This is a genomic window from Vibrio nomapromontoriensis, from assembly GCF_050337205.1.
GTDB classification, from domain to species: domain Bacteria; phylum Pseudomonadota; class Gammaproteobacteria; order Enterobacterales; family Vibrionaceae; genus Vibrio; species Vibrio nomapromontoriensis.
Map to the genome: position 1 here is coordinate 100,342 of NZ_JAKJSS010000014.1, position 25,554 is coordinate 125,895.

The 25,554-nt window shown below is 45.8% G+C and carries 24 protein-coding genes; 11 read left to right on the forward strand and 13 right to left on the reverse strand.

Features of this window, described 5'->3' with window-relative positions:
- Positions 1 to 3: 3 nt before the first annotated feature.
- Positions 4 to 246, reverse strand: a complete 243-nt coding sequence (locus L4D05_RS18240; RefSeq protein ID WP_265675548.1) for a hypothetical protein — start codon at positions 244 to 246, stop codon at positions 4 to 6.
- 226 nt (positions 247 to 472) lie between these two features.
- On the reverse strand, positions 473 to 1,711 hold the full coding sequence (locus L4D05_RS18245) for a CinA family nicotinamide mononucleotide deamidase-related protein (RefSeq protein ID WP_428794888.1): 1,239 nt from the start codon (positions 1,709 to 1,711) through the stop codon (positions 473 to 475).
- A 283-nt stretch (positions 1,712 to 1,994) separates the two neighbouring features.
- Between L4D05_RS18245 and L4D05_RS18250 the strand changes: the two genes are divergently transcribed.
- The gene (locus L4D05_RS18250) at positions 1,995 to 2,510 is read left to right on the forward strand and encodes a glycine cleavage system transcriptional repressor (RefSeq protein ID WP_428794844.1); all 516 of its coding nucleotides are present in this window, start codon (positions 1,995 to 1,997) and stop codon (positions 2,508 to 2,510) included.
- A 152-nt stretch (positions 2,511 to 2,662) separates the two neighbouring features.
- On the opposite strand, the gene L4D05_RS18255 is transcribed toward L4D05_RS18250, so the two are convergent.
- From L4D05_RS18255 to pspA, 8 genes are all read right to left on the reverse strand, one after another.
- A complete protein-coding gene (locus tag L4D05_RS18255) occupies positions 2,663 to 3,343 on the reverse strand; it encodes a DNA-3-methyladenine glycosylase I (protein WP_265675554.1) in 681 nt (226 codons plus the stop codon).
- 193 nt (positions 3,344 to 3,536) lie between these two features.
- The gene (locus L4D05_RS18260) at positions 3,537 to 4,148 is read right to left on the reverse strand and encodes a DNA-3-methyladenine glycosylase I (protein WP_428794845.1); all 612 of its coding nucleotides are present in this window, start codon (positions 4,146 to 4,148) and stop codon (positions 3,537 to 3,539) included.
- Positions 4,149 to 4,275: 127 nt separating this feature from the next.
- Positions 4,276 to 7,386: an efflux RND transporter permease subunit gene (locus L4D05_RS18265; RefSeq protein WP_428794846.1), complete on the reverse strand. Its 3,111-nt coding sequence runs from the start codon at positions 7,384 to 7,386 to the stop codon at positions 4,276 to 4,278.
- Positions 7,386 to 8,519 (reverse strand): efflux RND transporter periplasmic adaptor subunit, encoded by a 1,134-nt coding sequence (locus L4D05_RS18270; RefSeq protein WP_428794889.1) that lies wholly within the window; start codon positions 8,517 to 8,519, stop codon positions 7,386 to 7,388. Before L4D05_RS18270 ends, L4D05_RS18265 begins: the two co-directional genes overlap by 1 nt.
- Complete coding sequence (locus tag L4D05_RS18275; RefSeq protein WP_265675607.1) at positions 8,519 to 9,547, reverse strand: efflux RND transporter periplasmic adaptor subunit; 1,029 nt, start codon at positions 9,545 to 9,547, stop codon at positions 8,519 to 8,521. Before L4D05_RS18275 ends, L4D05_RS18270 begins: the two co-directional genes overlap by 1 nt.
- Positions 9,548 to 9,740: 193 nt before the next feature.
- Positions 9,741 to 10,127: an envelope stress response membrane protein PspC gene (pspC, locus tag L4D05_RS18280; RefSeq protein ID WP_265675608.1), complete on the reverse strand. Its 387-nt coding sequence runs from the start codon at positions 10,125 to 10,127 to the stop codon at positions 9,741 to 9,743.
- A complete protein-coding gene (pspB, locus tag L4D05_RS18285; protein WP_428794847.1) occupies positions 10,120 to 10,356 on the reverse strand; it encodes an envelope stress response membrane protein PspB in 237 nt (78 codons plus the stop codon). The genes pspC and pspB overlap by 8 nt, the downstream gene beginning before the upstream one ends.
- Positions 10,357 to 10,365: 9 nt before the next feature.
- Positions 10,366 to 11,034 (reverse strand): phage shock protein PspA, encoded by a 669-nt coding sequence (pspA, locus tag L4D05_RS18290; protein ID WP_265675558.1) that lies wholly within the window; start codon positions 11,032 to 11,034, stop codon positions 10,366 to 10,368.
- Between the two features lie 192 nt (positions 11,035 to 11,226).
- On the opposite strand from pspA, the gene pspF reads away from it, so the two are divergent.
- The 6 genes from pspF to L4D05_RS18320 all read left to right on the forward strand — a co-directional run bounded on the left by pspF (position 11,227) and on the right by L4D05_RS18320 (position 17,683).
- Positions 11,227 to 12,309 carry a phage shock protein operon transcriptional activator gene (pspF, locus tag L4D05_RS18295; RefSeq protein WP_428794848.1) on the forward strand — a complete coding sequence of 361 codons (1,083 nt, stop codon included), beginning with the start codon at positions 11,227 to 11,229 and terminating at the stop codon, positions 12,307 to 12,309.
- Between the two features lie 140 nt (positions 12,310 to 12,449).
- Positions 12,450 to 14,069 (forward strand): ABC transporter substrate-binding protein, encoded by a 1,620-nt coding sequence (locus L4D05_RS18300; RefSeq protein WP_428794849.1) that lies wholly within the window; start codon positions 12,450 to 12,452, stop codon positions 14,067 to 14,069.
- Positions 14,070 to 15,032, forward strand: a complete 963-nt coding sequence (locus L4D05_RS18305) for an ABC transporter permease (RefSeq protein WP_428794850.1) — start codon at positions 14,070 to 14,072, stop codon at positions 15,030 to 15,032.
- Positions 15,019 to 15,906: a putrescine export ABC transporter permease SapC gene (sapC, locus tag L4D05_RS18310; RefSeq protein ID WP_428753528.1), complete on the forward strand. Its 888-nt coding sequence runs from the start codon at positions 15,019 to 15,021 to the stop codon at positions 15,904 to 15,906. The genes L4D05_RS18305 and sapC overlap by 14 nt, the downstream gene beginning before the upstream one ends.
- A complete protein-coding gene (locus L4D05_RS18315; protein WP_428794851.1) occupies positions 15,906 to 16,901 on the forward strand; it encodes a peptide ABC transporter ATP-binding protein in 996 nt (331 codons plus the stop codon). Before sapC ends, L4D05_RS18315 begins: the two co-directional genes overlap by 1 nt.
- Positions 16,898 to 17,683 (forward strand): peptide ABC transporter ATP-binding protein, encoded by a 786-nt coding sequence (locus tag L4D05_RS18320; RefSeq protein WP_265675564.1) that lies wholly within the window; start codon positions 16,898 to 16,900, stop codon positions 17,681 to 17,683. Before L4D05_RS18315 ends, L4D05_RS18320 begins: the two co-directional genes overlap by 4 nt.
- Before the next feature lie 178 nt (positions 17,684 to 17,861).
- Here L4D05_RS18320 and rluB read toward each other — a convergent pair whose 3' ends face one another.
- The 3 genes from rluB to rnm all read right to left on the reverse strand — a co-directional run bounded on the left by rluB (position 17,862) and on the right by rnm (position 20,509).
- Positions 17,862 to 18,803 carry a 23S rRNA pseudouridine(2605) synthase RluB gene (rluB, locus tag L4D05_RS18325; protein ID WP_428753530.1) on the reverse strand — a complete coding sequence of 314 codons (942 nt, stop codon included), beginning with the start codon at positions 18,801 to 18,803 and terminating at the stop codon, positions 17,862 to 17,864.
- A gap of 142 nt (positions 18,804 to 18,945) precedes the next feature.
- The gene (locus L4D05_RS18330) at positions 18,946 to 19,566 is read right to left on the reverse strand and encodes an L-threonylcarbamoyladenylate synthase (RefSeq protein ID WP_428794852.1); all 621 of its coding nucleotides are present in this window, start codon (positions 19,564 to 19,566) and stop codon (positions 18,946 to 18,948) included.
- A 70-nt stretch (positions 19,567 to 19,636) separates the two neighbouring features.
- Complete coding sequence (gene rnm, locus L4D05_RS18335) at positions 19,637 to 20,509, reverse strand: RNase RNM (protein WP_428753533.1); 873 nt, start codon at positions 20,507 to 20,509, stop codon at positions 19,637 to 19,639.
- A gap of 377 nt (positions 20,510 to 20,886) precedes the next feature.
- Between rnm and L4D05_RS18340 the strand changes: the two genes are divergently transcribed.
- Genes L4D05_RS18340 through trpCF form a run of 4 tightly spaced genes read left to right on the forward strand, consistent with a single transcriptional unit; the run spans position 20,887 to position 25,513 of the window.
- Complete coding sequence (locus tag L4D05_RS18340; RefSeq protein WP_428794853.1) at positions 20,887 to 22,452, forward strand: anthranilate synthase component 1; 1,566 nt, start codon at positions 20,887 to 20,889, stop codon at positions 22,450 to 22,452.
- A 6-nt stretch (positions 22,453 to 22,458) separates the two neighbouring features.
- Entirely contained in the window at positions 22,459 to 23,100 is a 642-nt protein-coding gene (locus L4D05_RS18345) for an aminodeoxychorismate/anthranilate synthase component II (protein ID WP_428794854.1), read from the forward strand.
- 34 nt (positions 23,101 to 23,134) lie between these two features.
- Positions 23,135 to 24,133, forward strand: coding sequence for an anthranilate phosphoribosyltransferase (gene trpD / locus L4D05_RS18350; RefSeq protein ID WP_428794855.1), 999 nt, complete (start codon positions 23,135 to 23,137; stop codon positions 24,131 to 24,133).
- A gap of 15 nt (positions 24,134 to 24,148) precedes the next feature.
- A complete protein-coding gene (gene trpCF, locus L4D05_RS18355) occupies positions 24,149 to 25,513 on the forward strand; it encodes a bifunctional indole-3-glycerol-phosphate synthase TrpC/phosphoribosylanthranilate isomerase TrpF (protein ID WP_428794856.1) in 1,365 nt (454 codons plus the stop codon).
- Positions 25,514 to 25,554: the final 41 nt, after the last annotated feature.

A 25,554-nucleotide genomic window follows, 5' to 3' on the forward strand; every position in this document is an offset into this window, starting at 1 on the left:
CGGCTAATCAACCGTCGCGAGAATGCTATCGGCGGTACCCATCGAAACAGCCTTATCGGCAACGTGACGACCACCATCATCATAAAGTGAAATCTTAAATCCTTCTTCATCAGACAAAAGGTCTTCCATCGGTGCTTTCAACCACATCGCCGCAATATCACCGCATGTTTTACTAAAGGCTTCGCCTAACATGATCTTCTCATTTGCGACTTGGTATACCACACGAATCTTTGATTGTTGAATCATTGCTTCCTCCCTAGACACCACTGTTTCCAGAGTGAACATTGATTCTAATCAATTTTTTAAGAAGAGCTACTCTCAAAAATGAGAATCTAAACTTTTGCTTTAAGATCAATATACTGTGATATAGATCTTATATTTATATGGTGATAACCAATTGGCATATACGCACTTAATTGAATAGCTTTTATGTGGCTATACCAACCACGAAAAACCCTGACTGACCCGCCCCTTACAGCACACTAGAAGGCACATAAATCTCCTCTTTACGATTCACGTAGCCATAATCGGGAAACATTGGCTTACCATCTAAGTAACGTCGTAACATGTCCCCAGCGACCGTAGCAATGATCGTTTTCACATCCTTCGAGCTATACTTGCGTTGTAGTTGGAGAATCTGTCCCCACTCTCCTTTCGGCGTCGCAATCGCAACTGAAAATACACCCGACTCAAATTTTCCCGTTGCCAATGCAATATCTGCATGGCAATTACTTTTCGTCGCGGCGGCCAATGCAAGGACCGCACCTAGAGGCTCTCCTTCTGTCGTTAAAGGTGATGAAGTTTTGTCACCGAGTATCCATGTCGCTCCGCAATATTGAGCTAATGTCTCATCATCTTGTAGCCATGCCGATAAATACCCTTTAGTCGCATGTTCCGATATGGCGAGTGTCGGCTTATGAGTGTCCACTAAGTGGCTAATACGAGACAACATAGGCTCATCAACACTGACCACATTTTGATGCAGTAATTTTTCTATCATCGCGAGGAGGCGCACGCCTTTCTCTACATCTTGAGAAGGACCAAAGAGCTTTACTTCAATAAAAGGTAGGTACGAACGATAACCAAGCTCATAGCCGTCTGGCAAAGCAATCACAGACAAGGTATCTGCGATACCAGACTCGGAAAGACCGAACGTATATAGGCGGCGACATTCACGCCCCTCGGACTGTCCAAACTCTCGCTTGAGATCGGGTAATATTTGCTCTGTTGCCATCTTTTTAAATTCACTTGGCACACCAGGGGTAAAGTAAAACAGGCAATCATTGATGTACATCTTAAAGCCACAAGCCGTCCCTATAGGGTTGTCCACAATAGAGGCGCTTTCTGGCAATACAGCCTGCTTAATGTTGCTCTCTGGCATAACCTTGCCACGAGAAGCATAAAAAGCTTCTAGCGTTGCTAACCATTCTTCGTTAAGCACCAGTGGCTCTTCAGCCGCTTCAGCCGCAACTTCAGCACTAAGATCGTCCGATGTGGGTCCAAGACCTCCGTTGACGATGACCACGTCAAGATTTAGGCTCAACATAATCAATTCTTGCAACAGAGAGGCGCGCTGATCCCCGACGGTGGAACGCTTATGCATCGAAAAACCGTTCTCATAAAACACCCTACTAAGCCATGCGGCGTTCGTATCGACAATATCGCCATACAAGACTTCTTCACCTGTACTTAGCATTGCAATTTTGGTCATGGTTTTACCTTTTAATTTTTCTTTAAGGATGATCGGTATCTGTAAAATAACAATACCATAGTCGATATCGTTATCACTCCTATTCTCGCGTTTAACTTTCCATCTTACTGACATTTTCCTTTTATTAGGTGACAAACAAAGTGTGCATCGCCCCAAAGATTGAGACAAAGAAACGAGCTTTGAACGAAATACTAGAGGTCTGTCATGCGATATACCGCGATTAGATCTAAACTAGATTTAACTAATCAATTAGTTATCTATTTGTACCTGTGGAGGGAATTGTATGAGCAGTACTACTTTCATCGTCAGCTTTGTCGGTCAAGCCACCCCAACCACCATCAAAAACTTGGCAGCGATTACCCATGAAAATGGCGGTAAATGGTTGGTGAGTAAAGTGAACTTCCTCGAAGATCATGTTGCTGCCGTCATCAAGATCGAGCTTCCTAGCGAAAATCAGACCATCGTCAAACGAGCTTTTGAAGACCACACTAACCTCACGGTTCAGATCACGGATACCGAAAGACATATTCATGATCAAGAAACCATTTATCACCTAAGATTGGATGCTAACGATCGAGCCGGTATTGTGAATGAAATTACTCAATACCTCGACGCCCAAGATATTCGCATTTTAGACATGGACTGCCAACGAGTCTTCCTCGCGGGAGGTGGTGGCATCAGCTCTAGCTTATTTACCGCCAGTATCGCACTTAAGATCCCGCAAGCGATGAAAATTGCCGATATCGCCAATGAGCTAGAAGCTCTCAGCGAAGACACACGCGTTATTTTAGAGTCTTAACCACGCTTGCTTTGTGCAAGCTAACGCACTTGTTATAGGCATACCAACTAAAGCCATCGCAATTGCGATGGCTTTTTCTACCCAAACGGTACCATCACAACGATAAGAAGATCTTGAGTTTACGATCTGCAACGCCCTCCCAGACGACAAGGTTAGACCCTGTTTTCCCCAAAACCATAGGCTATGATTTGGCTAATTTCTGACAGCGAGCGCCCTGACTCTTGCTGCCACTCTGCAAAAGCCACATTGGCCGCCTTAAGCGCCCGTTTTGTTCCTCTTCCTGAATCCAGCACTTTTGTGTTTCTCAGATAACCTTCTACATCCGAGGACAAAATAAACGTGTCAACACCAAGCTGACGCAACGCATAAGGTCCGGTATTTCCCCCTAATCGGGCGCCATGTTTTTTCAAATGCAGCCACAGCTCCGTCACAGAATCCGCAGGCCAGTTAGCCACCATCTCGGCGAAAGAAGCATGCTCAAAACGAGCAGATTGAATCATTCTCGCGTTGCTAGGAATCGACATCACCTTAGTCAGATGTCGAATAATGCGCGGGTCTTGGGCTTTTTGCTCCCAGTGTTCATCTGACAACATCAATAACGGCTCGACTCGGAACTGGAAAAATACGTCTTCAAAGTTATCCCATTTATTACGCACCACTTGCCATGAGATACCGCATTGGAACACCTTCATTGTAAACGCAGCGAGCCATCTATCATCCGATATCGCCAATAATTCTGCTCGCGTAAGGGGCTTGGTAAGCAGAGACTCCAACGCATCGTCACCGCCTTTACGCTCTGAAGCACGAGCGTAAATAGAGGAAAATTTTTCCATATTATCCTTCGTCTTGTTCGACATTTTTGTCACACTATTTTCAACACTATAACACGCTTGATTAAACCGCTTCTATCTACTCCACATGCAGGTGACAACGTCACTCAATAACTATCGCTATTCGCGTTACTGCTGTTACTGCTACCACGAATAGCGATCCCTCGGATGAATATGGCTAACCACTCGCCAATCGTTATTGATTAGACATAACGTATTTCACCCCTAGTGATGAGTAGCTATCGATGATTTGTTGGCGGCGGTAGCATTGTTGGCAATGGTCGTTGATCAAGCCCGCGGCCTGAAGGTAGGCATAAATAATGGTAGAGCCGACAAATTTAAAGCCACGCCTTTTCAAATCCTTACTCAAAGCGTCCGATACAGGTGACGTGGCAGGATAGTCTTCTAAACACTGCCAGTTATTGACGATGACCGCATGTTCAACATATGACCATAGGTATTGACTAAACGAACCAAACTCTTGTTGAATCTGAATAAAGCGTTGGGCATTCGTGACGGTCGATTTGATTTTTAACCGATTACGAATAATGCCCGTATCTTGCATGAGCTGCTCTTCCTCTTGTGGGGAAAACTGCGCTACTTTCTCAACATCAAAATCGGCAAAAGCGCGTTGATAGCCTTCACGTCGTTTCAATATCGTGTACCAACTTAGGCCTGCTTGAGCCGATTCAAGAACCAAAAACTCAAATAGCGTTTTATCATCAAATACCGGCACACCCCATTCGTTATCGTGATATTCGACATAGTCACTCTTTGTTTCATCTAACCACGGACAACGCTTGCACATACTCACATCCTTATTGTTATCAGTATTACAAAAATGCTGTCACCGCAGCGGGTGACAGCATGCCATTTAGAGTGTTAATTTCCGATAAATACCGAGATTGAGACTTCCTACCACAGCATATCTGTCATTACATGACGTTAACGCGGTGGAACAATCGATACAGCACTGGGACAACAATCAACGTCAGTACCGTCGCAAACCCAAGCCCGAACATAATGGTGACCGCCATCGGTTTAAAAAAGATATCTGGCAATAATGGAATCATACCCAATATCGTTGTGATGGCCGCCATACACACCGGACGAACACGACTCAACGCCGCATCAACGACCGCGTAATACGCTTCTTTACCCGATTTAATCTCAATTTCTATCTGATCGAGTAGTACGATACCATTTTTCAAAACCATTCCTGATAAGCTGAGAAAACCCAGTAATGCCATAAAGCCAAACGGAGTATTCAACGCCAGTAACCCAGTGGTAACACCAATAATGGCAAGCGGTACCGTCAACCACACAATCAACGCCTCTTTCACGGCATTGAACAGAAATATAGTGATCAGGAACATAAACAAGTAGCCCATTGGCATCGTTTGGAACAGTGACACCTGCGCGTCTCCTGATGACTCATATTCCCCCCCCCACTCCAAGAAATAGCCAGGTGGAAGCGCTATGGCCTCAATCTGAGGCTGAATACGTTTTTGTAATGTTGCTGCGGTTTCTTCACCAAGAAGATCAGGATCCGCCATCACCGTCAACATGCGCTTGCGGTTCTTGCGCACAATGATTGGATCCTCCCAGCGAACATCATAACCCTGAGTCACTTGCTGGAATGGGATAAACTCGGACAGAGCTGGGCTCCATATCATCATACCCTCAATATTACGGATATCCACCCGCTCGTTATCAGGGAGGCGGGCGACGATAGGCATAAGCGTTGTTCCGTCGCGATATAGCCCAACCGATTTCCCAGAAAAGGACATCATCAACACATCATCAACATCAGACTTAGTAATACCGTAGCGTCTTGCTTGGCTTTCATTAAATACTGGTTCAAGTACTTTGGTTCTCTCTCGCCAATCATGACGAATATTAAATGCGCCAGGATCAGCATACATAATATCCATGACTTGAGTTGCAATACCACGTAATACCGTCGGGTCAGAACCAATAATACGCGCCTCAATCTTCGCCCCTCCACCAGGACCAAGTTCAATCTGTTTAAGCTTATAATTGATCTCAGGGAAAGTGCTATCGACATAATCTCTAAAACGATTCATTAGAGGTTGAAGTTGCTCGTAACTTTTCGCTCTTGTGGTGATTTCACCATAGGCGGCATAACTCTTTTCGGGCGCGTAAGTCAGCATGAAGCGCTGTAAGCCTTTACCTGCTGTCGTCGTGATGTGGTCCGTTTCCGGTTGTTCCGCTATCCAATTTTCCAATACTTTTAACTTAGTATTGGTCGCTCGAATGTCCGTACCTTCCGGTAGCCAAACATCCACTTGAAACATCGGCGTTGTCGATGCAGGGAAGAAGGACTGCTTCACTAAAGTAAACCCGTATAAACTTCCACCAAGACAAACAATGAGAAAAGCGACGGTTAACCAAGCGCGGTGCATACAAAATTCCAGAAACTTTCGATACATCACAAAGACAATGCCATTATAGGGATCACTGCCCTCTCCACCGTCTTCGCCCCCTTTGATTTTCTGACCTTTAAAGAACATGTCTGCAAAAAATGGCGTAAGCGAAATTGCCGTAAACCAACTTAACATCAGAGAAATAAGCAATACTGTGAACAAGGTGCCACAGTACTCACCGGTAGAATCTTGCGACAAGCCAATCGGCGCAAATGCGGTGACTGCAATCACCGTCGCGCCTAATAATGGCCACTTAGTTTGAGTGACAATGTCTGTCGCGGCTTGAAGCCGCGTCTTCCCTCGCTGTGTACCGATTAATATCCCTTCAACCACCACTATGGCATTATCTACCAGCATCCCTAACGCGATCACCAAGGCACCCAATGAGATTCGCTGCAAATCAATCGCCATGTATTGCATGAAAATAAAGGTGCCAAGTACCGTCAGTAACAAGATCAAACCGATCAATAAGCCCGATCGCAACCCCATAAAAAACAGCAGAACGATAATAACAATCGCAACGGCCTGCCCCAAACTCACGACAAAACCACGAACGGACTTGTCCACTTCCTTTGGCTGGCTATACACCTCTGCGATCTCGATGCCAACAGGTTGCTGAAACTTAAGCTCTGCTAGTCGTCGGTCAAACCGCTCTCCAACCTCTACTACATTCACCCCTGTCGCAAATGATACCCCCACATTCAACGCCACTTGGCCATTAAAGTTGATGATATTCGTCGGCACTTCGATAAAGCCGCGTTTAATGTCAGCCACATCTTTTAGATAGATGAGCCCATCAGCTCCACCTTCTGTTAAAATCAAATCGCCGAGTTCACTGACATCGGTAAATTCACCCGTTGGCTGAATACGAATATACTCACTACCAATGCGAGTCGCGCCTGCGTTAGACACCACATTCTGCGTTTGCAGCAAATTAAAAATCGTACTGGGCGCAATGCCTAAAGCACTAATTCGTTTAATCGAAATTTCAATAAAGACTTGTTCTTGCTGCTGCCCCGTCACCGACACTTTACTGACACCATCAATAAGTTCGAGCTCCCGCCGCAAGTAATCCACATAATCAGAAATTTCTTTATAGCTGTACCCCTCGCCTGTTAACGCCAGTAATACGCCATAGACATCACCAAAATCGTCTATTACCGTTGGGTCGTTGACGCCTGGTGGTAATGACCCCTTTAAGTCATTCACTTTTCGGCGTAACTCATCCCAAATTTGCGGTAAATCATCAGGCCCATAATTGTTTTTCATGGTGACGGTTATTTGAGACAAACCACGGCTGGAGATTGAATTGATTTCATCGACATAGGTCAGCTGTTGAATCGCTTTTTCGATGGGATAAGTCACTTCTTCTTCAACTTGTTGCGGTGTCGCCCCCGGATAAGAGGTGACCACCATGGCATCTTTAATGGTAAAGGCAGGATCTTCCAAGCGTCCTAAGCCAAAAAAGGCGGATACACCTCCAATAAGGAAAATCAGCGAAACCATCCAACTGACCACTTTGTTACGAATAAAATAGGCGGCTACACCCGTGATATCATCATCACTTTGAGGCAAAGACTTCTTTTCTTCTTGGCTCATTAGTTCGCCTCCTGCGCGAGAACTTCCACTTCCATGCCGTCACGTAATCGGGCAATACCTGCAATGACTATCTGATCATTACTCTCTATTCCATCTAATATTTGAATGGTAGAACGAGAGACTTTACCTGTGAGTACCTTTTGCTTGCTTACCGTTGCCCTGTTTCCATGACTTAGGTTTTCATGGTTCAGGTTTCCATGGCTAAGATTTCCACCACCAGAGACAACCCAGACATATTTTTCAAGATCGCCCAATCCATCGCCATCTTGGTTAAACACCGATTCAATCGGAACACTCACCCCCAAGTCCAACTTGAGTCCGACATCTTTCGCCTTGGAGGTGACATCCACAGCCATGCCATCCAAAACAAATTCCGTCGCAGGCATTGGCATCACTAAGGTGGCGGTAAACGTACCAAGCGCAGGATCCGGTTCAGTAGTAAACTCTTTTAGCTGCGCTTCATATTCGTTGCCAGAAGGTACTCGCACAAGCGCCCCAATGTGGCTTATATCGTTACTTTTAGGCTGATTTAGCGAGAAACTATCAGGCATCTGCATAATAATTTCCACCTCCTCAACGCTATGAATATTCACGACTTGCTGGCCAATTTGGACATTTTCAAATTGCTCCGCGGACACCCTTGAAATAACGCCATCCACAGGTGCAAGCAACTGAGTAAACGACAACCTTAACTGAGCCAACTCTAACTCTGCTCTTGCATAAGCACGCTGCGCCGCTATTTCATCAAATTGTGACTTCGCCAACAGTCCTTTTTTCACCAATGGACTCGACCGGCGATACTGGCTGTCAATAACCGAGAAGCGAGCCTGGGCATTATCAACATCTAGCTTGTAATCCGTTGGGTCGAGGGTGGCGAGAATATCGCCTTTTTTTACAAAATCCCCTTCTTTAAGCGTGATGCTATTGATCTCTCCCGGTACTCGAAAACTCAAATGCGAGCGATCTGCCGCGGTTGCTAATGCTGGAAAGTACAACTTATCTTTTAGCTCAGCTTTACTGATCGTTGTCGTTCTCACCTTCGGAATTTCATTTCTTGCTTCTACCGGCGCTTTATCGCAACCAGCTAGCAGCACAGCGATAGTAAGTAGACTAACGAGGCGAACATTCATCATCATAGCCCTCTTTCCTTAATCCACTCACGAACCTTAATGCCCGCTTCTATTCCTTGAACACCTGAAATGACGATCTTGTCACCATCTTCAAGCCCGGTGATTACTTGTCTTTTTTCATTGAGCTCCACCGCCACCTTCTCAACAATCCCATCGTCACCCACCTTCCACACGCATTGCTTATCATTTTCGACAAACAAGGCAGACACCGGAATCACCGTCGCCGCTTCACTCTTGGCAATCACGCTAACTTGCCCTGCCATACCAGGCAAAATACCGATATCAGTCGGTCTCTCCATGACCATCGTTACTTTATAACTGCCCGTTTTAGGATCTGCTTCCGTATCAATCTCTTGAAAAGTCAGCTCATATTGGTTACTTGGAAACGCATCAAACGCCATAGATGCATCAATCTGATTTTTACCTTGAAAGCGATTAAGTAGGTAATCCGGCAATTGGAATATGACCTTGAGCAGCTGATTAGACTGAATATTCATAACCCCTTCTTTAGCTTGAATATATTCAAAGTTATCGGCAGGAATAATCGAGATGGTGCCATCGTACGGTGCGACTAATTGAGCGTAACTTAGGTTCGCTTTGGCTTGCGACCAGCTCGCTCGGGCAGACTTCATATTGGCATTGGCTTGATCATAATCTTGCTCAGATACCACTTTTTCTTTACGTAACTTTAGCGCTCGCTGATACTGCACATCTGCAAGCCTAAAATTTGCTTTTGCTTGTTTTTCTAATAGGAGATATTCGTCGGGATTAAGGCTGGCAAGTAAGTCGCCCTTGTTTACTGTCTGGCCCGAGCGCACCGCTATTTGTTCTAATTGCCCGGGCACTCTAAACGCCAGCACCGCTTTATCGCCCGCTTCAGACGTTGCAGGAAATGAACGCTCGAATTGACTATTTCCAACCGATACCGAAAATAATTTTGCCGGGCGAGATTCCGGCTCGGGAATGGGAGGGGGAGCTTTGCCACATGCACTAAGCACTGCTACCACTAAAAATAATGCTGACCACTTCATGTTCATTTCTAACTACCCTGTTTAACTCGTAGTTAAAAAGATAGTCTAGAGCACACCGCTCTGCCAGCAAGTGACTAATTATTAATAAATTTTATCAATTAACTGGTGATTTATTGCTCAATATTATTCTTAACAGGCCACAAAAAACCCAGTAACCGAAGACAACTGGGCTTTAGCATTATTTCAACATCGCCTACAACTTACTAAACTCTCGATTCACGGCATACGCATCCGAGGTAACGTAGGCCTCCATACTACGAAGCGACCCTTCCATTTTATCCATGTCGTTTTCAATAGTATTGAGTAAGTCTTTGGCATTTTGCCCCTGCTTCCAAGGCTTACTTTTGAGCGAGTGCTCTTGTTTCGACCTAAGCTCTTCAACAAAATTATCTGGCTGCTTCTCTAACATCAAACTCATTGCGACATAAGCCAATAACACTAAGAAGCTTCCTCCTAGCAAAGCGGCGGAAATAACCAAAATCCGAACTAACCATACCTCGACACCAAAATAATTCGCAATCCCGGCACAGACCCCTGTGAGCTTGCCGTTGATCGGGTCCTTATATAAGTCTTTATGCATCATAATTTTGCCTCCACTTAGGTGACTCCGCATCTAAGATTTGCTCTAGACTCTCAACACGGCGCTGCATATTTTCCGCTCTCGCTGACAACGCTTGTAGCTTCTCGAACTCTTTTGAAGACAACCCAGATTCGGACTTACGCTTGCTTCGGTAATGAAGGAACAACCATAGCGGCGCCACGAATATTAGAAATACAATAACGGGTCCAGCAATGAGAAATGTCGACATATTCGTCTCCTATTTATTTTTATTCATCTGCTCTTTGAGCTTAGCCAGTTCTTGGTCTATTTCGTCTTGCGCTTGTAGCTCAGCAAACTCTTGATCTAATGACTTAGCATTGCCGCTATTGGCATATAGATCGGCCTCGGCTTCCAGTTCATCTACTTTACGTGAGTACTGTTCAAATTTCGCCATCGATTCATGAGTGCGACTCGTATGCAGGTGTTTTTGCACATCACGACGGTTATTAGCGGTCTGTGAACGAATCATAAGTGCTTGCTGCTTAGAGCGTGTTTCCATAATTTTTGATTCAAGTTTACTGATTTCATTAGTCAGCTTATCAATCGTTTCTTCGACCAATGTTTGTTCATCATGCAAACCTTTAACAATTTTCTCTACTTTTTGCTTTTCAATCAACGCCGCACGAGCCAGTTCTTCTCTTTGCTTAGTCAGTGCTAACGTCGCTTTATGTTGCCATTCAAGCACTTGCTCTTCTAATGCTTTGACCTTGCGAGCCAATTCTTTTTTATCTGCTATGGCTTTTGCCGAGTTGGTGCGAACTTCCACCAAGGTGTCTTCCATCTCTTGGATGATCAGGCGAATCATTTTCTCCGGATCTTCAGCCTTGTCTAAAAGAGCGCTAACGTTAGAATTTACGATATCAGCGAAACGAGAAAAAATACCCATAATACATCTCCTAAAAAGTCACGTGGGGTCATCATACTAATCATGTGCCACGTAACACGCTCCAAGTTTCATGCCAGTTTTACAAAACCAACATTAACAATAAGTTAGCTCTATTGGTCGCATTTTGTTATTAGGCTGCTAATATGATTTACCAATAGTTGGTAAAAAAAACCATATTTTAAGGACTGTAACATGGCGCAAAACCTCATTGGCGAGTCCCCAAGCTTTTTAGCTGTTCTCGATAAAGTCTCAAGGCTGGCTCCCATTAATCGCCCCGTGCTGGTCATTGGTGAAAGAGGAACTGGGAAGGAGCTCATTGCCCAGCGTCTTCATTACCTATCCACACGCTGGGATCACCCTCTGATTTCACTTAACTGCTCGACATTGAGCGATGGGTTAATCGACTCTGAGTTATTTGGCCACGAGTCTGGTGCATTTACAGGCGCAAAAGGGCGCCACCTTGGGCGATTCGAACGTGCCGAAAATGGCACACTGTTCTTAGATGAATTGGCCACGACGCCGCTATCGGTTCAAGAGAAGCTATTGCGCGTCATTGAATATGGTCAATATGAGCGTGTCGGCGGAGCAAAAGCATTAGAAGCCAACGTAAGGTTAGTGTGCGCCACCAATGAAGATCTGCCAGCCTTGGCGCAAAAAGGAAAATTCAGAGCGGACTTATTGGATAGGCTGGCCTTTGATGTCATTCAACTTCCACCGCTAAGAGCCCGCCAAGAAGACATTGCATTGCTTGCCGAGCATTTCGCAATAAAGATGTGCCGTGAACTAAGTTTGCCTCTGTTTGTCGGCTTCACCTCTCAAGCTTGGCACAGTATTCATGAATACCCTTGGCCCGGAAACGTTCGAGAGCTCAAGAACGTTATCGAGCGCGCCGTCTACCAACACGGTACGAGCTCACAACCAATCAATACGCTTACTTTTAATCCATTTAGCAACGACTTCCCTCTATTGAGTCCAGGCGCAAAAGCTGCGACAAACCCTGTTACAAATATCGTTACTGAATCAGTAAATGCAGCACCGGAAGTCATCAGCCAAGCAACGACACCCAATAGTGCCCCTTTGCAGGCATCATCCACACCACTCTCTGATACGCTAACCTTTCCTATTGATTTTAAATTATGGAAAGAAGAGCAAGCCATCATCGTTATTCGCGCAGCGTTAGAAGAAGCACAATACAACCAAAGAACCGCCGCTAAAATGCTAAGCTTAAGCTATGATCAGCTAAGAGGGCTGGTTAGAAAGCACAAACTCATATGAAAGCGCTCAAAGAGTCACCATCAAAATAAATAAAATCGTCGATAACTACTTGTCGTTATTGGTTTAACAATCAAATTAGTGGTAAATTACTCTGTTCTCAATACAGATATTACGTTCACTAAAATGAATGTAGCGTGTTTATGAAGGCATTACTAAAACTATCCATTACACTTTGCAGCATCGCGCTTGTCGCTGGCTGTGAGGATACGATCGACCATACAAAAGTTCGACAGGACGGTTTCGTGTACTGCGACCAAGGTCGTCCAAGTACATTTAACCCTCAATTAGTCGATGGCGGCATTACTGTCGAAGCGATCGCGCCTCAATTATATGACACGCTACTCACGCTAAATTCAGGCACTCACCAACCCGTGCCCAATCTAGCCAAAAGCTGGACGGTAGATGACAGCGGTACTGTTTACACCTTTAAGCTGCGTGATAATGTCCAATTTCAAACCACAGATTGGTTCACCCCTACTCGAGCACTAAATGCCGAGGATGTGGTGTTCAGTTTTGAGCGTATTTTGGATACTAACCATCCTTACCACCAAGTGGGCGGCAGTGTTTATCCATGGTTTGCGGGCATCAACTTTGCTTCACTGGTCACCGGTGTTATTGCCATTGATGATCAAACGGTTCAATTCACGCTCTCGAAACCAGACAACTCCTTTTTGTCCAATATTTCAACCGCACATGCACCGATATTCTCCGCAGAATACGGCAAAATATTGCAACAAGAAGGTAATAAACTCAACCTCGACACACACCCTGTTGGGACAGGCCCATTCTACCTTGACGAGTATCAGGTCTCCGATTTAGTACGCTTAAAGCGTCACGACAAATACTGGCGTGGGTCGGTCGAAATGGAGCAAGTTGTGTTCGACATCTCCCACCGAGGAGCGGGAGCTTTAGCTAAGTTATTACGTGGTGAGTGTGACGTTCTCAATTCACCAGTATCGAGCCAAATACCTATCATACTTAAAGAAGACTCCGTCGTACTTCAAGCCAAGCCAGCGATGAATGTGTCATTTATTGCACTCAACACCCAGCATCCAGCGCTCAGTGACCAACGCGTGCGAAAAGCCCTCAATCTGGCGATTAACCGCGACAATATTCTCGAAGCGGTGTACTACGACAGTGGTGAAAAAGCCTACACCCTCTTACCACCAAGCTCTTGGGCCTATCAAAAGGATCAAACTCAAGTTCGCTATGACCGTAATTATGCCATGGCACTACTTCGTGACGCGGGCTATAAGAGCGGATTAGAACTCACCATGGCAGTTCCACTCGAGCCACGTGTATATAACCCAAGTCCGAGAAAAACGGCAGAACTTATCCAAGCAAATCTTGCTGATGTCGGCGTCACACTGAATCTGTTAACCGATGAACGCGTTGACCGAATTGAGCTAGCCAACATCCAAGAGGTGGATTTATTGCTGACTGGCTGGGTCGGCAATACTGGTGATCCCGATAACTACTTAAGACCCCTGCTGTCTTGTTCATCGAAACGGGAAGGGCTGAACCTTTCAATGTGGTGTAATGACGATTTTGATTTTTTACTCGATCTCGCCCTTGAAGTGAGCGAACCACGCTACCGTGTTAACTTGTATCGACAAGCTCAAAATATTCTTTTCGATCAAGTTCCAGTCATTCCTATTGCGCATGGACAAAAATATCAAGCGCACAATGATGACCTGACCGGTTTTCGAACAAGCCCATTTAATGCTCAACCGTTTGACCAAGTAGTGAGGTTAAAATAGATGTTCTGGTATGCGATTCGCCGACTCAATTTATTTGTCATCACCTTGCTTATCCTAACGCTGGTCGGCTATAACTTGCTGCGCTTAGAGCCCGACTCTTTTTGGGCAAACCAAACGTTTTTCCAAGGCTGGATTCACTATGTTGGGCAACTGACGAAGCTAGATTTTGGATTAACGAAAGCCGGTGTCCCAATCATTAATGAGCTCACCGCCGTTCTGCCTGCAACGTTAGAACTGTGCTTTGCCGCATTTACCATCTCCGTGTTTATCGGCATTCCTGCAGGTACCATCGCTGGCATGAAAAAAGGCAAGTGGCTCGATAACATCATCTCTTTTTCATCCATGGTGGGCTACGCTGCCCCGCTATTTTGGATTGCACTGTTGATGATTATGTATTTTTCACTCAATTTTCAATGGTTTCCGGTAGCCGGTCGCTATGACTTACTCTATGAAATAGACCATGTGACTGGTTTTGCGTTGATCGATGCCCTACTTTCGGATGGACCATACCGACGCGAAGCGCTGCAAAGCGTTATCGAGCATATGATTCTTCCTTGTTTCGTACTAGCACTATCGCCTACGATGCAAGTCATACGAATGATGCGTACCTCCGTGACAGAAGTAATGGCACAAAACTACATCCGAGCCGCGCGGATCAAAGGTTTATCCAATTATGAGATCGTAATAGAGCACGTTCTTCGTAACGCCATACCGCCGATAATACCGAAATTAGGGGTTCAGCTGTCGAGCATGATTACCCTCGCGATTATGACGGAATCCATTTTTAACTGGCCGGGTATCGGTCGTTGGCTCTTAGATGCGCTATCAAGTCAGGATTATGCATCAATACAAGCTGGCGTAATGGTGGTTGCTACCATTGTGCTCGCGGCAAGTATCTTGTCCGATATTATCGGCGCGATGATCAACCCGTTAGTTAGGAAGGAATGGTATGCTGTCAGATAATATCTATCAGGAAGAACGCATTCCAACCCAACTCGAACGCTTTTGGCGAAGCTATCGAAGTAACAGCCTGTCCATGTTTGGGCTATGGTGCTTTGGTCTAATCATCCTCATCACGCTCGCTTCGCCATGGCTCGCCCCATATGACCCAATGGCGCAAAGCTCGTTTTTACTTATTCCACCATCTTGGGATCCTGCGGGGACGGTCGAGTTCTTTTTTGGTACCGATGATTTAGGTCGTGACATCCTTTCTCGAATTATCGATGGCTCTCGCCTATCCTTCGGTGCAGCGGTCATTATTACCGTTATTTCAGCGTTAGTGGGCTGCTTTATCGGTATTTTAGCGGGTATGACAAAGGGCTTACTATCCAGTATCTTGAACCACCTTCTTGATACCGTGATGTCAATTCCATCGCTATTACTCGCCATCATTTTTGTGGCATTTTTAGGCCCCGGCGAATACAACATCCTGCTTGCTATCTGCCTAGCCTTGATCCCGCGCTTTGTTCGTACCGTTTATGTAGCAGTGCACACCGAAGTGGAAAAAGATTACATCATGGCCGCTCGCCTTGACGGCGCCAATGACTTCTACTTACTGTGGAATTCAATATTGCCTAATATTTTGTCCATTATTGCCGCCGAATTCACCTTCGCGCTATCCATCGCAATTTTAGACATTACCGCACTTGGCTTTTTAGGATTAGGCGCTCAAGCCCCAAGTAGTGAATGGGGTGCGGTATTAGGTGATGCCGCTGAGCTTCTTTATCTCGCACCTTGGACAGTGGTCCTACCCGGCCTTGCCATTTTATGTGTAGTTGTCGTCATCAACATCGTCGGCGAAGGCGTGCGTAGCGCATTAAACGCGGGAGTGGAATAATGCCTGTATTAGATATTCGTCACCTCACTATTGAAATTGAAACCCCACAAGGTTTGGTAAAAGCGGTCGACAGAATGAGTTTTACCATTAATGATGGTGAAATTCGCGGCCTTGTTGGTGAATCAGGGTCTGGGAAAAGCTTGGTGGCAAAAGCCATCGTAGGAGTATGTAAAGAGAACTGGAAAGTCTCTGCAGACCGCATGCGTCTTGGTAACATCGACTTATTGCAACTCACGCCACGCGAAAGACGTCGAGTGATTGCTCGTGATGTCGCGATGATTTTTCAAGAACCGTCCACTTGTTTGGATCCTTCAGAAGAAGTCGGTAGGCAGCTCATTGAAGCCATTCCTTCGCGTTCTTTCGATGGTAAGTGGTGGGAACGATTCAAATGGCGTAAGAAGCAAGCCATTGCCCTGTTGCATAAAGTCGGCATCAAAGAACATACGCGTGTCATGCATAGCTACCCATATGAGCTTACCGACGGTGAGTGCCAAAAAATCATGATTGCGATGGCGATTGCTGCAAAACCTAAATTGCTTATAGCGGATGAACCGACTAATGACTTAGACCCCATTACTCAGTCGCAGATCTTACGTTTATTAAGCCGGATGAATCAGCTCCATAACACAACCTTGATCCTAATTGGCCATGATTTAACCACCATCACCCAATGGGCTACGCGCATTACCGTTATGTACTGTGGGCAATCTGTAGAGTCTGCTGATACCAAAAAAATCTTAGATGCTCCTAAGCATCCTTATACCGTCGCCCTATTGAAAGCGATGCCTGATTTTGGTGATTGGATCCCGCACAAAGAAAAACTACAGTCTTTACCTGGTTCTATTCCGCCACTTCAGCATCTGCCGATTGGCTGCCGACTCGGCCCTCGCTGTCCTTACGCGCAGAGGCAGTGTGTTGAAATTCCACCCGTCAAACGAGTGAAGAACCATAAATACAGCTGTCACTTCCCGCTGAATACGGAGAAAAAAGCATGAGTGCATTGTTAGAAGTCACGGGACTTAAAAAGGACTTTGTGACTCGTTCAAAGCTTTTTCAAAAGAAAATTCAGCATGCAGTTAAGCCCGTCAGTTTTAGTCTAGAAGCGGGGCAAACTATTGGCTTTATTGGTAAGAATGGCTCGGGGAAATCCACGCTTGCTCGAATGTTAGCAGGCGTTGTCGAACCAACAGCAGGTGAAATACGCGTCAATGGTGATTTATTAGAACATAAAGATTACTCAACGCGCTGTAAGCTTATTCGCATGATCTTCCAAGACCCCAATACCTCTTTGAATCCAAGGATACAAATTGGTCGAATTCTTGAAGGACCACTAAAGCGAAATACCAACATGCCACCGGAAGCGAGAATGCGACGTGTAAAAGACACGCTAGTACGAGTTGGCTTGCTACCAGAGCACGCTTACTTTTATCCGCAGATGCTCGCTACAGGTCAAAAGCAACGTATTTGTTTGGCGCGAGCACTCATCTTGCAGCCTTCTATCATCGTCGCTGACGAGGCACTCAATGGCTTAGATATGGCAATGCGCTCACAAATTATTAATCTATTTTTGGAGCTGCAAGAAGAAATGGGCGTGGCTTTTGTCTATGTATCACAACACTTAGGAATTGTTAAACACATCACGGATAAAGTGATGGTGATGCATGAAGGTGACGTGGTTGAATACGGTGACACGCAAGACATCCTCACTAAACCTCAACATATTGTGACGCAGCGAATGGTCGAAAGCCATTTTAATAAGAAGCCGGTTTATCGCTAATGCTGATGCTAATGGAGACGTATTTTTAGGTCATGGCTTAAAATACGCGTGTCCAAATAAGTAGACCTAAGGTAAACACCATCAAGATATCGACAAAAAAGGCCCGTTAGTTTCACTAACGGGCCTTTTATAATTTGTTTCACTCTCTTAACTACTTAAGATGTGATAGCGTCAGCAATCAGCGACGTCCGGTTTTCGCACGAGAACCCGCTTCGCCTGCACTCTTTTTGTTGCGACGTTGTTGGTTGCTGCGACCTTTTGACGGTGTGCTAACACGCTCTTCGTGACGGCGTACCGCACGACGAATTTTTTGACTGCGAGAGCGTTCACGCTGACGAGAAGTGTTGGCGCTGTTCTGATCAAGAAGCGTTTCTTTCTCAGGCTTTAGCTCAACCAATTCACGCAAGTAGTTCACGTCTTTTAGCGTTAGTTCTGTCCAACCACCACGAGGCAGCTTTTTGTCTAAGTAGATATCACCGTAACGAACACGCTTCAGGCGGCTCACTGTTGTCTCTTGTGATTCCCACAAGCGACGTACTTCACGGTTTCTACCTTCGTTAATCGCAACGTAGAAGGTATGATTCATACCTTCACCACCTGCGTACACAACATCTTCAAAACGTGCCATGCCGTCTTCAAGTTTTACGCCGTGAACCAAGTTGCGAATTTTACTTTCAGTCACATCACCAAACACGCGAACGAGGTATTCACGTTCAACTTGGCGACTAGGGTGCATTAGGCGGTTTGCCAGTTCACCATCGGTAGTAAACAACAAAAGACCAGATGTGTTTGCATCAAGACGACCAACTGAAATCCAGCGTGAACCACGGATTTTTGGCAGGCGATCAAATACCGTACGACGACCTTCTGGATCGTGACGTGTACAAAGCTCACCTTCAGGTTTGTAATACGCCAATACACGACAAACCACTTCTTCTTGTGCTTTAGCCGATACAGTATGTCCGTCAATACGAATAATCGCACTGTCGTCTTCAAGGCGCTCACCCAACTTTGCAACCTGACCGTTGACACTCACTCGTCCTGACTTGATCAATGTTTCAAGTTCACGACGTGAGCCGTGGCCTGCGCGGGCAAGCACTTTTTGTAATTTTTCGCTCATCTACCTACCTATAATGTCGTCTTCACAGACGTCGAAACCAGATATTGCGATCGTCAAAATCGCGGTCGCGTATTATCGCAGAGAAACCGGCTAGAATCACCAAGTTTCTCAGGTTATTTCATCACACCATCTGGCTCGATGTTTATTCAAATGGTGCAGGATCGCCGGCACCAACACGAAGTACTTTCGGTTCCTCATCACTAAAATCAACAACCGTAGTTGGTTGCTCACCCAAGTAACCGCCGTTCAAAATAACGTCAACAGCATGTTCGAGTTTGTCACGAATGTCTTCTGGATCGGATTCGGTAATCTCATTACCCGGGAGAATCAATGACGTAGACATTAATGGCTCGCCCAAAGCTTCAAGTAGATCAAGCGCAATTCGATTATCCGGCACTCGGATACCAATCGTCTTTCGCTTAGGGTTCATCAGGCGACGCGGGACTTCTTTTGTACCTTTGAAGATAAAAGTAAATGGCCCTGGCGTATTGTTTTTTAGCAAACGAAACGCCGTGTTGTCAACGCGAGCATAAAGCGAAATTTCCGACAAATCACGGCACAAAAGTGTGAAATTATGTTTGTCATCAAGACGACGAATCTGACAAATTCGCTCAAGTGCTTGTTTATTTTCAAGCTGGCAACCCAGTGCATACCCGGAGTCGGTTGGGTAAATGATCACTCCCCCATTACGAACAATCGCAACGGCTTGACTAATCAAACGCGCTTGAGGGTTATCTGGGTGTACGTAAAAAAATTGGCTCATTGTTATTCCTTCAGCTAAATACTCTCGGCACAACGTTCCTTGTTGTTTCACATCAAGAGCTTAAATAATACTATTTTTCGGCACTCTGGCTGTCGAGCGTTGTTGCCGTTTGTAATGATAGACGATCCCATACAGGCTCTACGCCCGATGGTAGCCATAAGTTTCTACCAAGTTCCGTCCAAGGCGATTGATAATGAAAATCGGAACCTTGAGAAGCTAATAGATTGTATTGTATCGCATAATCTGCAAGGTTGCGTCTTTCTTGCATACTTTGTTGTGGTAACGCCACTTCCATTGCGTCTCCACCCGCTTCTGAAAATGCAGCAAGTAAGCGTTTTAACCACTTGGCCGTAAGCTGGTAGCGACCTGGATGCGCAAGGACTGCCACACCACCTGCTGCGTGGATGGCGTCGACGGCTTCACTCATTGTGCACCAATTAGGCGGCACATAACCGGTATTGTTTCGCGTGAGGTATTTCTTAAATACCTGCTGCATATTTTTTGCGTAACCGTTTTCGACAATCCACTTAGCAAAGTGAGAACGAGTGATTGGTGCACCATCAGCAATCACCTGAACTTCTTCCAGCACTCCTGGACGCGTCGCTTTTTCCAACCGTTGCGCCATCAACTCAGCTCGCTCTGCACGTCGCGCTTTCTGCGCCGCAATAAGCGACAAAAGTGACTCACTATCTAGCGCCACACCAAGGCCAACAATGTGAATGTCTTTATTTTGCCAAACAGTTGAAACTTCAATGCCATTCACCAGCTCAATCGGCCATTCACGCTCCTCAATTAGACGCTTAGCTTCTGGCAATGCATCCAACGTATCGTGATCGGTAATGGCGATAATTTTCACACTAAATTCAATCGCTCGCTCTAAAAGCTCTTCAACAGAGAGACGACCATCTGATGCCGTTGTGTGACTGTGTAGATCTATCTTCATTTTATTTTTAATATCGGTTGACTTTCACACCTCGAACTAGTTAACTAGTACGCAGGTACAGAATTAGAGTAATGCACGTATGGTACAAGAAATTGACCCAATCCAAAAACCCCAAATCGCAGTTAAACACTCTGCGGGAAATTGGTGGCGCACATGGAATGATTCCAAGTGGGCTTTTTTACGTGCGTAAAAGATAAGTAGATTTAATACTAGCCCACTCAAATGAGTGGGCTTTTTTATTTTTTAGTTTAACTGATTAACTATGCGGCAATTTGGGCAGATTCAACGTTGGGCAAACGTTTTAATTGTGCGAGTATGGAACACATAGTTTTCAGGGTAGATACTGCTAAAGCAGATTGATGAAGAGAGGAGGTTTTGTGAACAAAGCCATTACTATTCAAAAACAAGGTCGTTTAGAGGTACTTTCACTACAAGTCCCTTATTCAAAAGACCCGACAGCACTTTTTCACACGCTTTGTGAAAACAAAACCGACAGCCTACTGCTTGAGTCCGCCGAAATTGACTCAAAACAAGATCTACAAAGTTTATTGATCGTCGACTCCGCCGTTCGTATTATTTGTGAAGAACACATTGTCCGTTATGAAGCCTTAACGACAAATGGTGAAAACTTACTGGTCATTTTAGCTGGTAACTTATCCTCTGGTATTCATTACACACTGAGCAAAACAACGCTGACCGTGCGTTTTGAGATGCCCGATGACCAACTTGATGAAGACTCCCGACTGCGTGAAGCGTCTTCATTCGATGCATTGAGATTAGTTCAACACAGCTTTGACGTTGGCGGATTAAACAAAAATGCGATTTTCATGGGTGGTTTATTCGCGTACGACCTCGTGGCTCAGTTTGAACCTTTAGGTGACGCCAAGCAGTCCAATCGCTGCCCTGACTACGTTTTTTACGTTGCTGAGAGCCTACTTGTTGTCGATCACCAAAAAGAATCATGTGACTTACAAACCACACTCTTCAACCATGATGACAACGAGCTTGCTCGTATTCGTGAACGCATTCAAGACATCAGCCAACAATGCAACAATCTTAAAGCACTGCCTACCGCGCAAGTGGTCAAAGACCATCAAGAAGTCGCCAGTGTCTCGGATTCCGATTTTTGCCAGACAGTACGTGATCTAAAGGAATACGTCGTCCGCGGCGATATTTTCCAAGTTGTGCCCTCTAGACGCTTCACACTACCTTGCCCCTCGCCTCTTGTGGCGTATAAAGAGCTGAAACGAAGCAACCCAAGTCCTTACATGTTTTACATGCAAGATGAACTATTTACCCTGTTCGGCGCGTCACCAGAAAGTGCGTTAAAGTATTGCTCACAAAGCAATCAGATCGAGATCTACCCAATCGCAGGGACACGTCGTCGCGGCAAAAACCCAGACGGCTCGATTAACCAAGATCTCGATAGCCGTATGGAGTTAGAACTCCGTTGCGATATGAAAGAAAACGCCGAACACATGATGCTCGTTGATTTGGCAAGAAACGACGTAGCTCGTATTTCAGAGCCGGGCACTCGCCATGTGGCAAGCTTGCTACAAACCGACCGTTATAGCCATGTGATGCATTTAGTCTCTCGTGTTGTTGGCCAGCTACGCCTCGATCTCGACGCGCTTCATGGCTACCAAGCTTGCATGAACATGGGCACATTAACCGGCGCGCCAAAAATTCGTGCGATGCAACTCATTCGTCAAGTAGAAGGCCAAACCCGAGGCAGTTATGGCGGCGCTGTCGGCTACATGAATGGCATTGGTGATATGGACACCTGTATCGTTATTCGTGCTGCCTACGTAGAAGATGGCATCGCGCAAGTTCAAGCTGGCGCAGGCGTGGTATTCGATTCCGACCCACAAGCTGAAGCCGATGAAACCCGTGGTAAAGCACAAGCCGTTATTTCCGCTATCAAAACTGCGCATCAGGGGTAGACACGTATGAGCAACCAATCCAACACATCAAATCAAGATAATGTTAGCTCTACAAGTAAAGCCAACATTGTCTTTGTCGATAACTTCGATTCGTTCACATACAACCTTGTGGATCAATTTCGCAGTTTAGGCCACAAGGTTACCATTTATCGTAACCATATCGCGGCGCAAACTATAGCCGATGCAGTACTAAAATTGGCAGATGCTGTTGTCGTATTATCGCCAGGCCCTGGTGCACCATCAGAAGCCGGTTGCATGCCCGCTTTAATTCAACAACTCAAAGGCAAAGTGCCGATGATCGGTATTTGCCTCGGACATCAAGCCCTCGTGGAAGCCTACGGTGGCACAGTGGCTGGCGCGGGTGAAATCATCCATGGCAAAACCTCGATGATGGCACATGATAATCACGCTATTTACAGCGGATTACCCTCGCCTCTCGCTATTGCACGTTATCACTCGCTTGTGGCAACTCACGTGCCTGATAGCCTAGCCATTACCGCAGAAGTGGATGGCCTAGTGATGTCGATTGCCAACGAGCAAGACCGAATTTGTGGCTTTCAATTTCACCCAGAATCCATCATGACCACACATGGAGCGGCATTGCTCGGCAATGCTATCGATTGGGCAAGAGCGGGCTCACTTCGCTAATTCAAATAACTCACAAAATTAAGGAATCGTAATTATGGAAAATATCATCAACAAACTTTACGACCAGCTCTCGCTTAGCCAGCAAGAGAGCCAAGAGTTGTTTGACACCATTATCAAAGGTGAGCTTAACCCTATTCTTATGGCGGCGGCATTAACAGCACTCAAAATCAAAGGCGAAACACCAGACGAAATTGCTGGTGCGGCGAAAGCGTTACTGGCCAATGCCAAGTCGTTTCCTCGACCAGACTACGACTTTGCCGATATTGTCGGCACGGGCGGAGACGGCTCTAATACGATTAATATCTCCACAACCGCAGCATTTGTTGCTGCAGCATGTGGCTTAAAGGTAGCGAAACACGGTAACCGTGGCGTCTCAAGCAAGTCTGGGTCCTCTGATCTACTTGATTCGTTTGGCATTAATCTTGCCATGAGCCCAGAAGACACACGTCAAGCCGTGGACGATTTAGGCGTGGCATTCCTATTTGCGCCGCAATATCACGGGGGCGTGAAACACGCGATGCCTGTTCGCCAAACCATGAAAACGCGCACACTGTTTAATATTTTGGGTCCACTCATCAACCCTGCCCGTCCCAACATCGAACTGATGGGGGTTTATGACGCGAAACTGGTTCGCCCTATCGCGGAGACCATGCTACAAATGGGAATGAAACGTGCAGCAGTTGTGCATGGCAGCGGCCTTGACGAGGTCGCGATTCATGGCGACACACTAGTGGCAGAAATAAAAGATGGCGTTATCACCGAGTACACATTAACGCCTGAAGATTTTGGCGTGAACCGACACCCACTCGAAGCAATCAAAGGTGGTGAGCCAGAAGAAAATCGCGCCATTATTACCAATATGCTGACAGGAAAGGGAACCGAGGCTCAACTAGGCGCGGTTGCCGTTAACGTGGCATTACTTATGAAGCTGTTTGGCTTCGAAGATTTAAAAGCAAACGCACAACAAGCCATCAATGCCATGAACTCTGGTCAGGCTTACGAGCTTGTTAAACAACTCGCAGCGCGCGGTTAAGAATAGGAACTAGCAATGGAAACGGTACTAGCAAGAATCGTCGACGACAAACGAGTTTGGGTAGAAGCCCGCAAACAGTCGCAGCCGCTTGAGAGCTTTAAGGCACAATTAACGCCTTCTGATCGATCTTTTTATGACGCCCTTTCAACGGGAAAAACCGCGTTCATTCTAGAATGTAAAAAAGCGTCGCCTTCAAAAGGGCTGATTAGGGACGATTTTGATTTAGACTATATCGCCTCGGTTTATAACAATCACGCTAGCGCGATCTCTGTGCTAACCGACGAAAAATATTTCCAAGGCAACTTTGACTTCTTGCCACAAGTTCGTGGTCAAGTTAAGCAGCCAGTCATCTGCAAAGATTTTATGGTGGATACGTACCAAGTCTATCTTGCTCGCCATTATCAAGCCGATGCTATTCTGTTAATGCTATCGGTGCTCAATGACGACGAGTATCGTGAATTAGCGGCGGTTGCCGACTCACTTAATCTCGGTATTCTTACCGAAGTCAGCAATGAGCAAGAGCTTGAGCGCGCCATCAAGCTACAAGCCAAAGTGGTTGGCATTAACAATCGCAACTTACGTGACTTATCGGTTAATTTAGATAGAACCAAAGAGCTTGCCCCTAAGCTGCCCGCTGGGACCATCATTATCTCTGAATCAGGCATCTATAATAACCAGCAAGTTCGTGACCTTTCACACTACGCAACAGGCTTTTTAATTGGCAGTTCGTTAATGGCCGAAGACAACCTTGAGTTGGCTGTACGCAAAGTACTGCTTGGAGAAAACAAAGTCTGCGGGTTAACCCACGCCGATGATGCAGCAAAAGCGTATCAAGCTGGCGCGGTTAAAGGTGGATTGATTTTTGTTGAAAAGTCACCTCGCTACGTGGATTTTGAAGCGGCTCGAATGGTCATGAGTGGCGCACCACTAGAATATGTGGGCGTGTTCCAAAATCATGGCGTCGACAGCGTAGCTCGTACTGCTAATGATTTGGGTCTATCTGCAGTTCAGTTGCATGGTGATGAAGACCAAGCTTACATTGATGCGCTAAAACCTCAGCTGCAGGCCGGCATTGCGATTTGGAAAGCGCATGGCGTCAAAGATGTACTGCCTGATCTAACCACAATCCATGCAGACAGACACTTACTTGATGCTCAAGTCGGAGAACAAACCGGTGGAACGGGGCAGCGTTTCGATTGGCAACTCCTTAATAATACCAACGACATTATGCTTGCCGGTGGCTTGTCTCCAGACAACATCAAGCAAGCCAGTAAATTGGGCTGTATCGGACTGGATCTAAACTCAGGCGTGGAATCCGCTCCGGGTAAAAAAGATGCCGATAAACTGAATCAAGCCTTTGCACTTTTAAGAGATTACTAATACTTGCTCACCAGCGAGTCACCAGAATTAAAGAGAGGAAA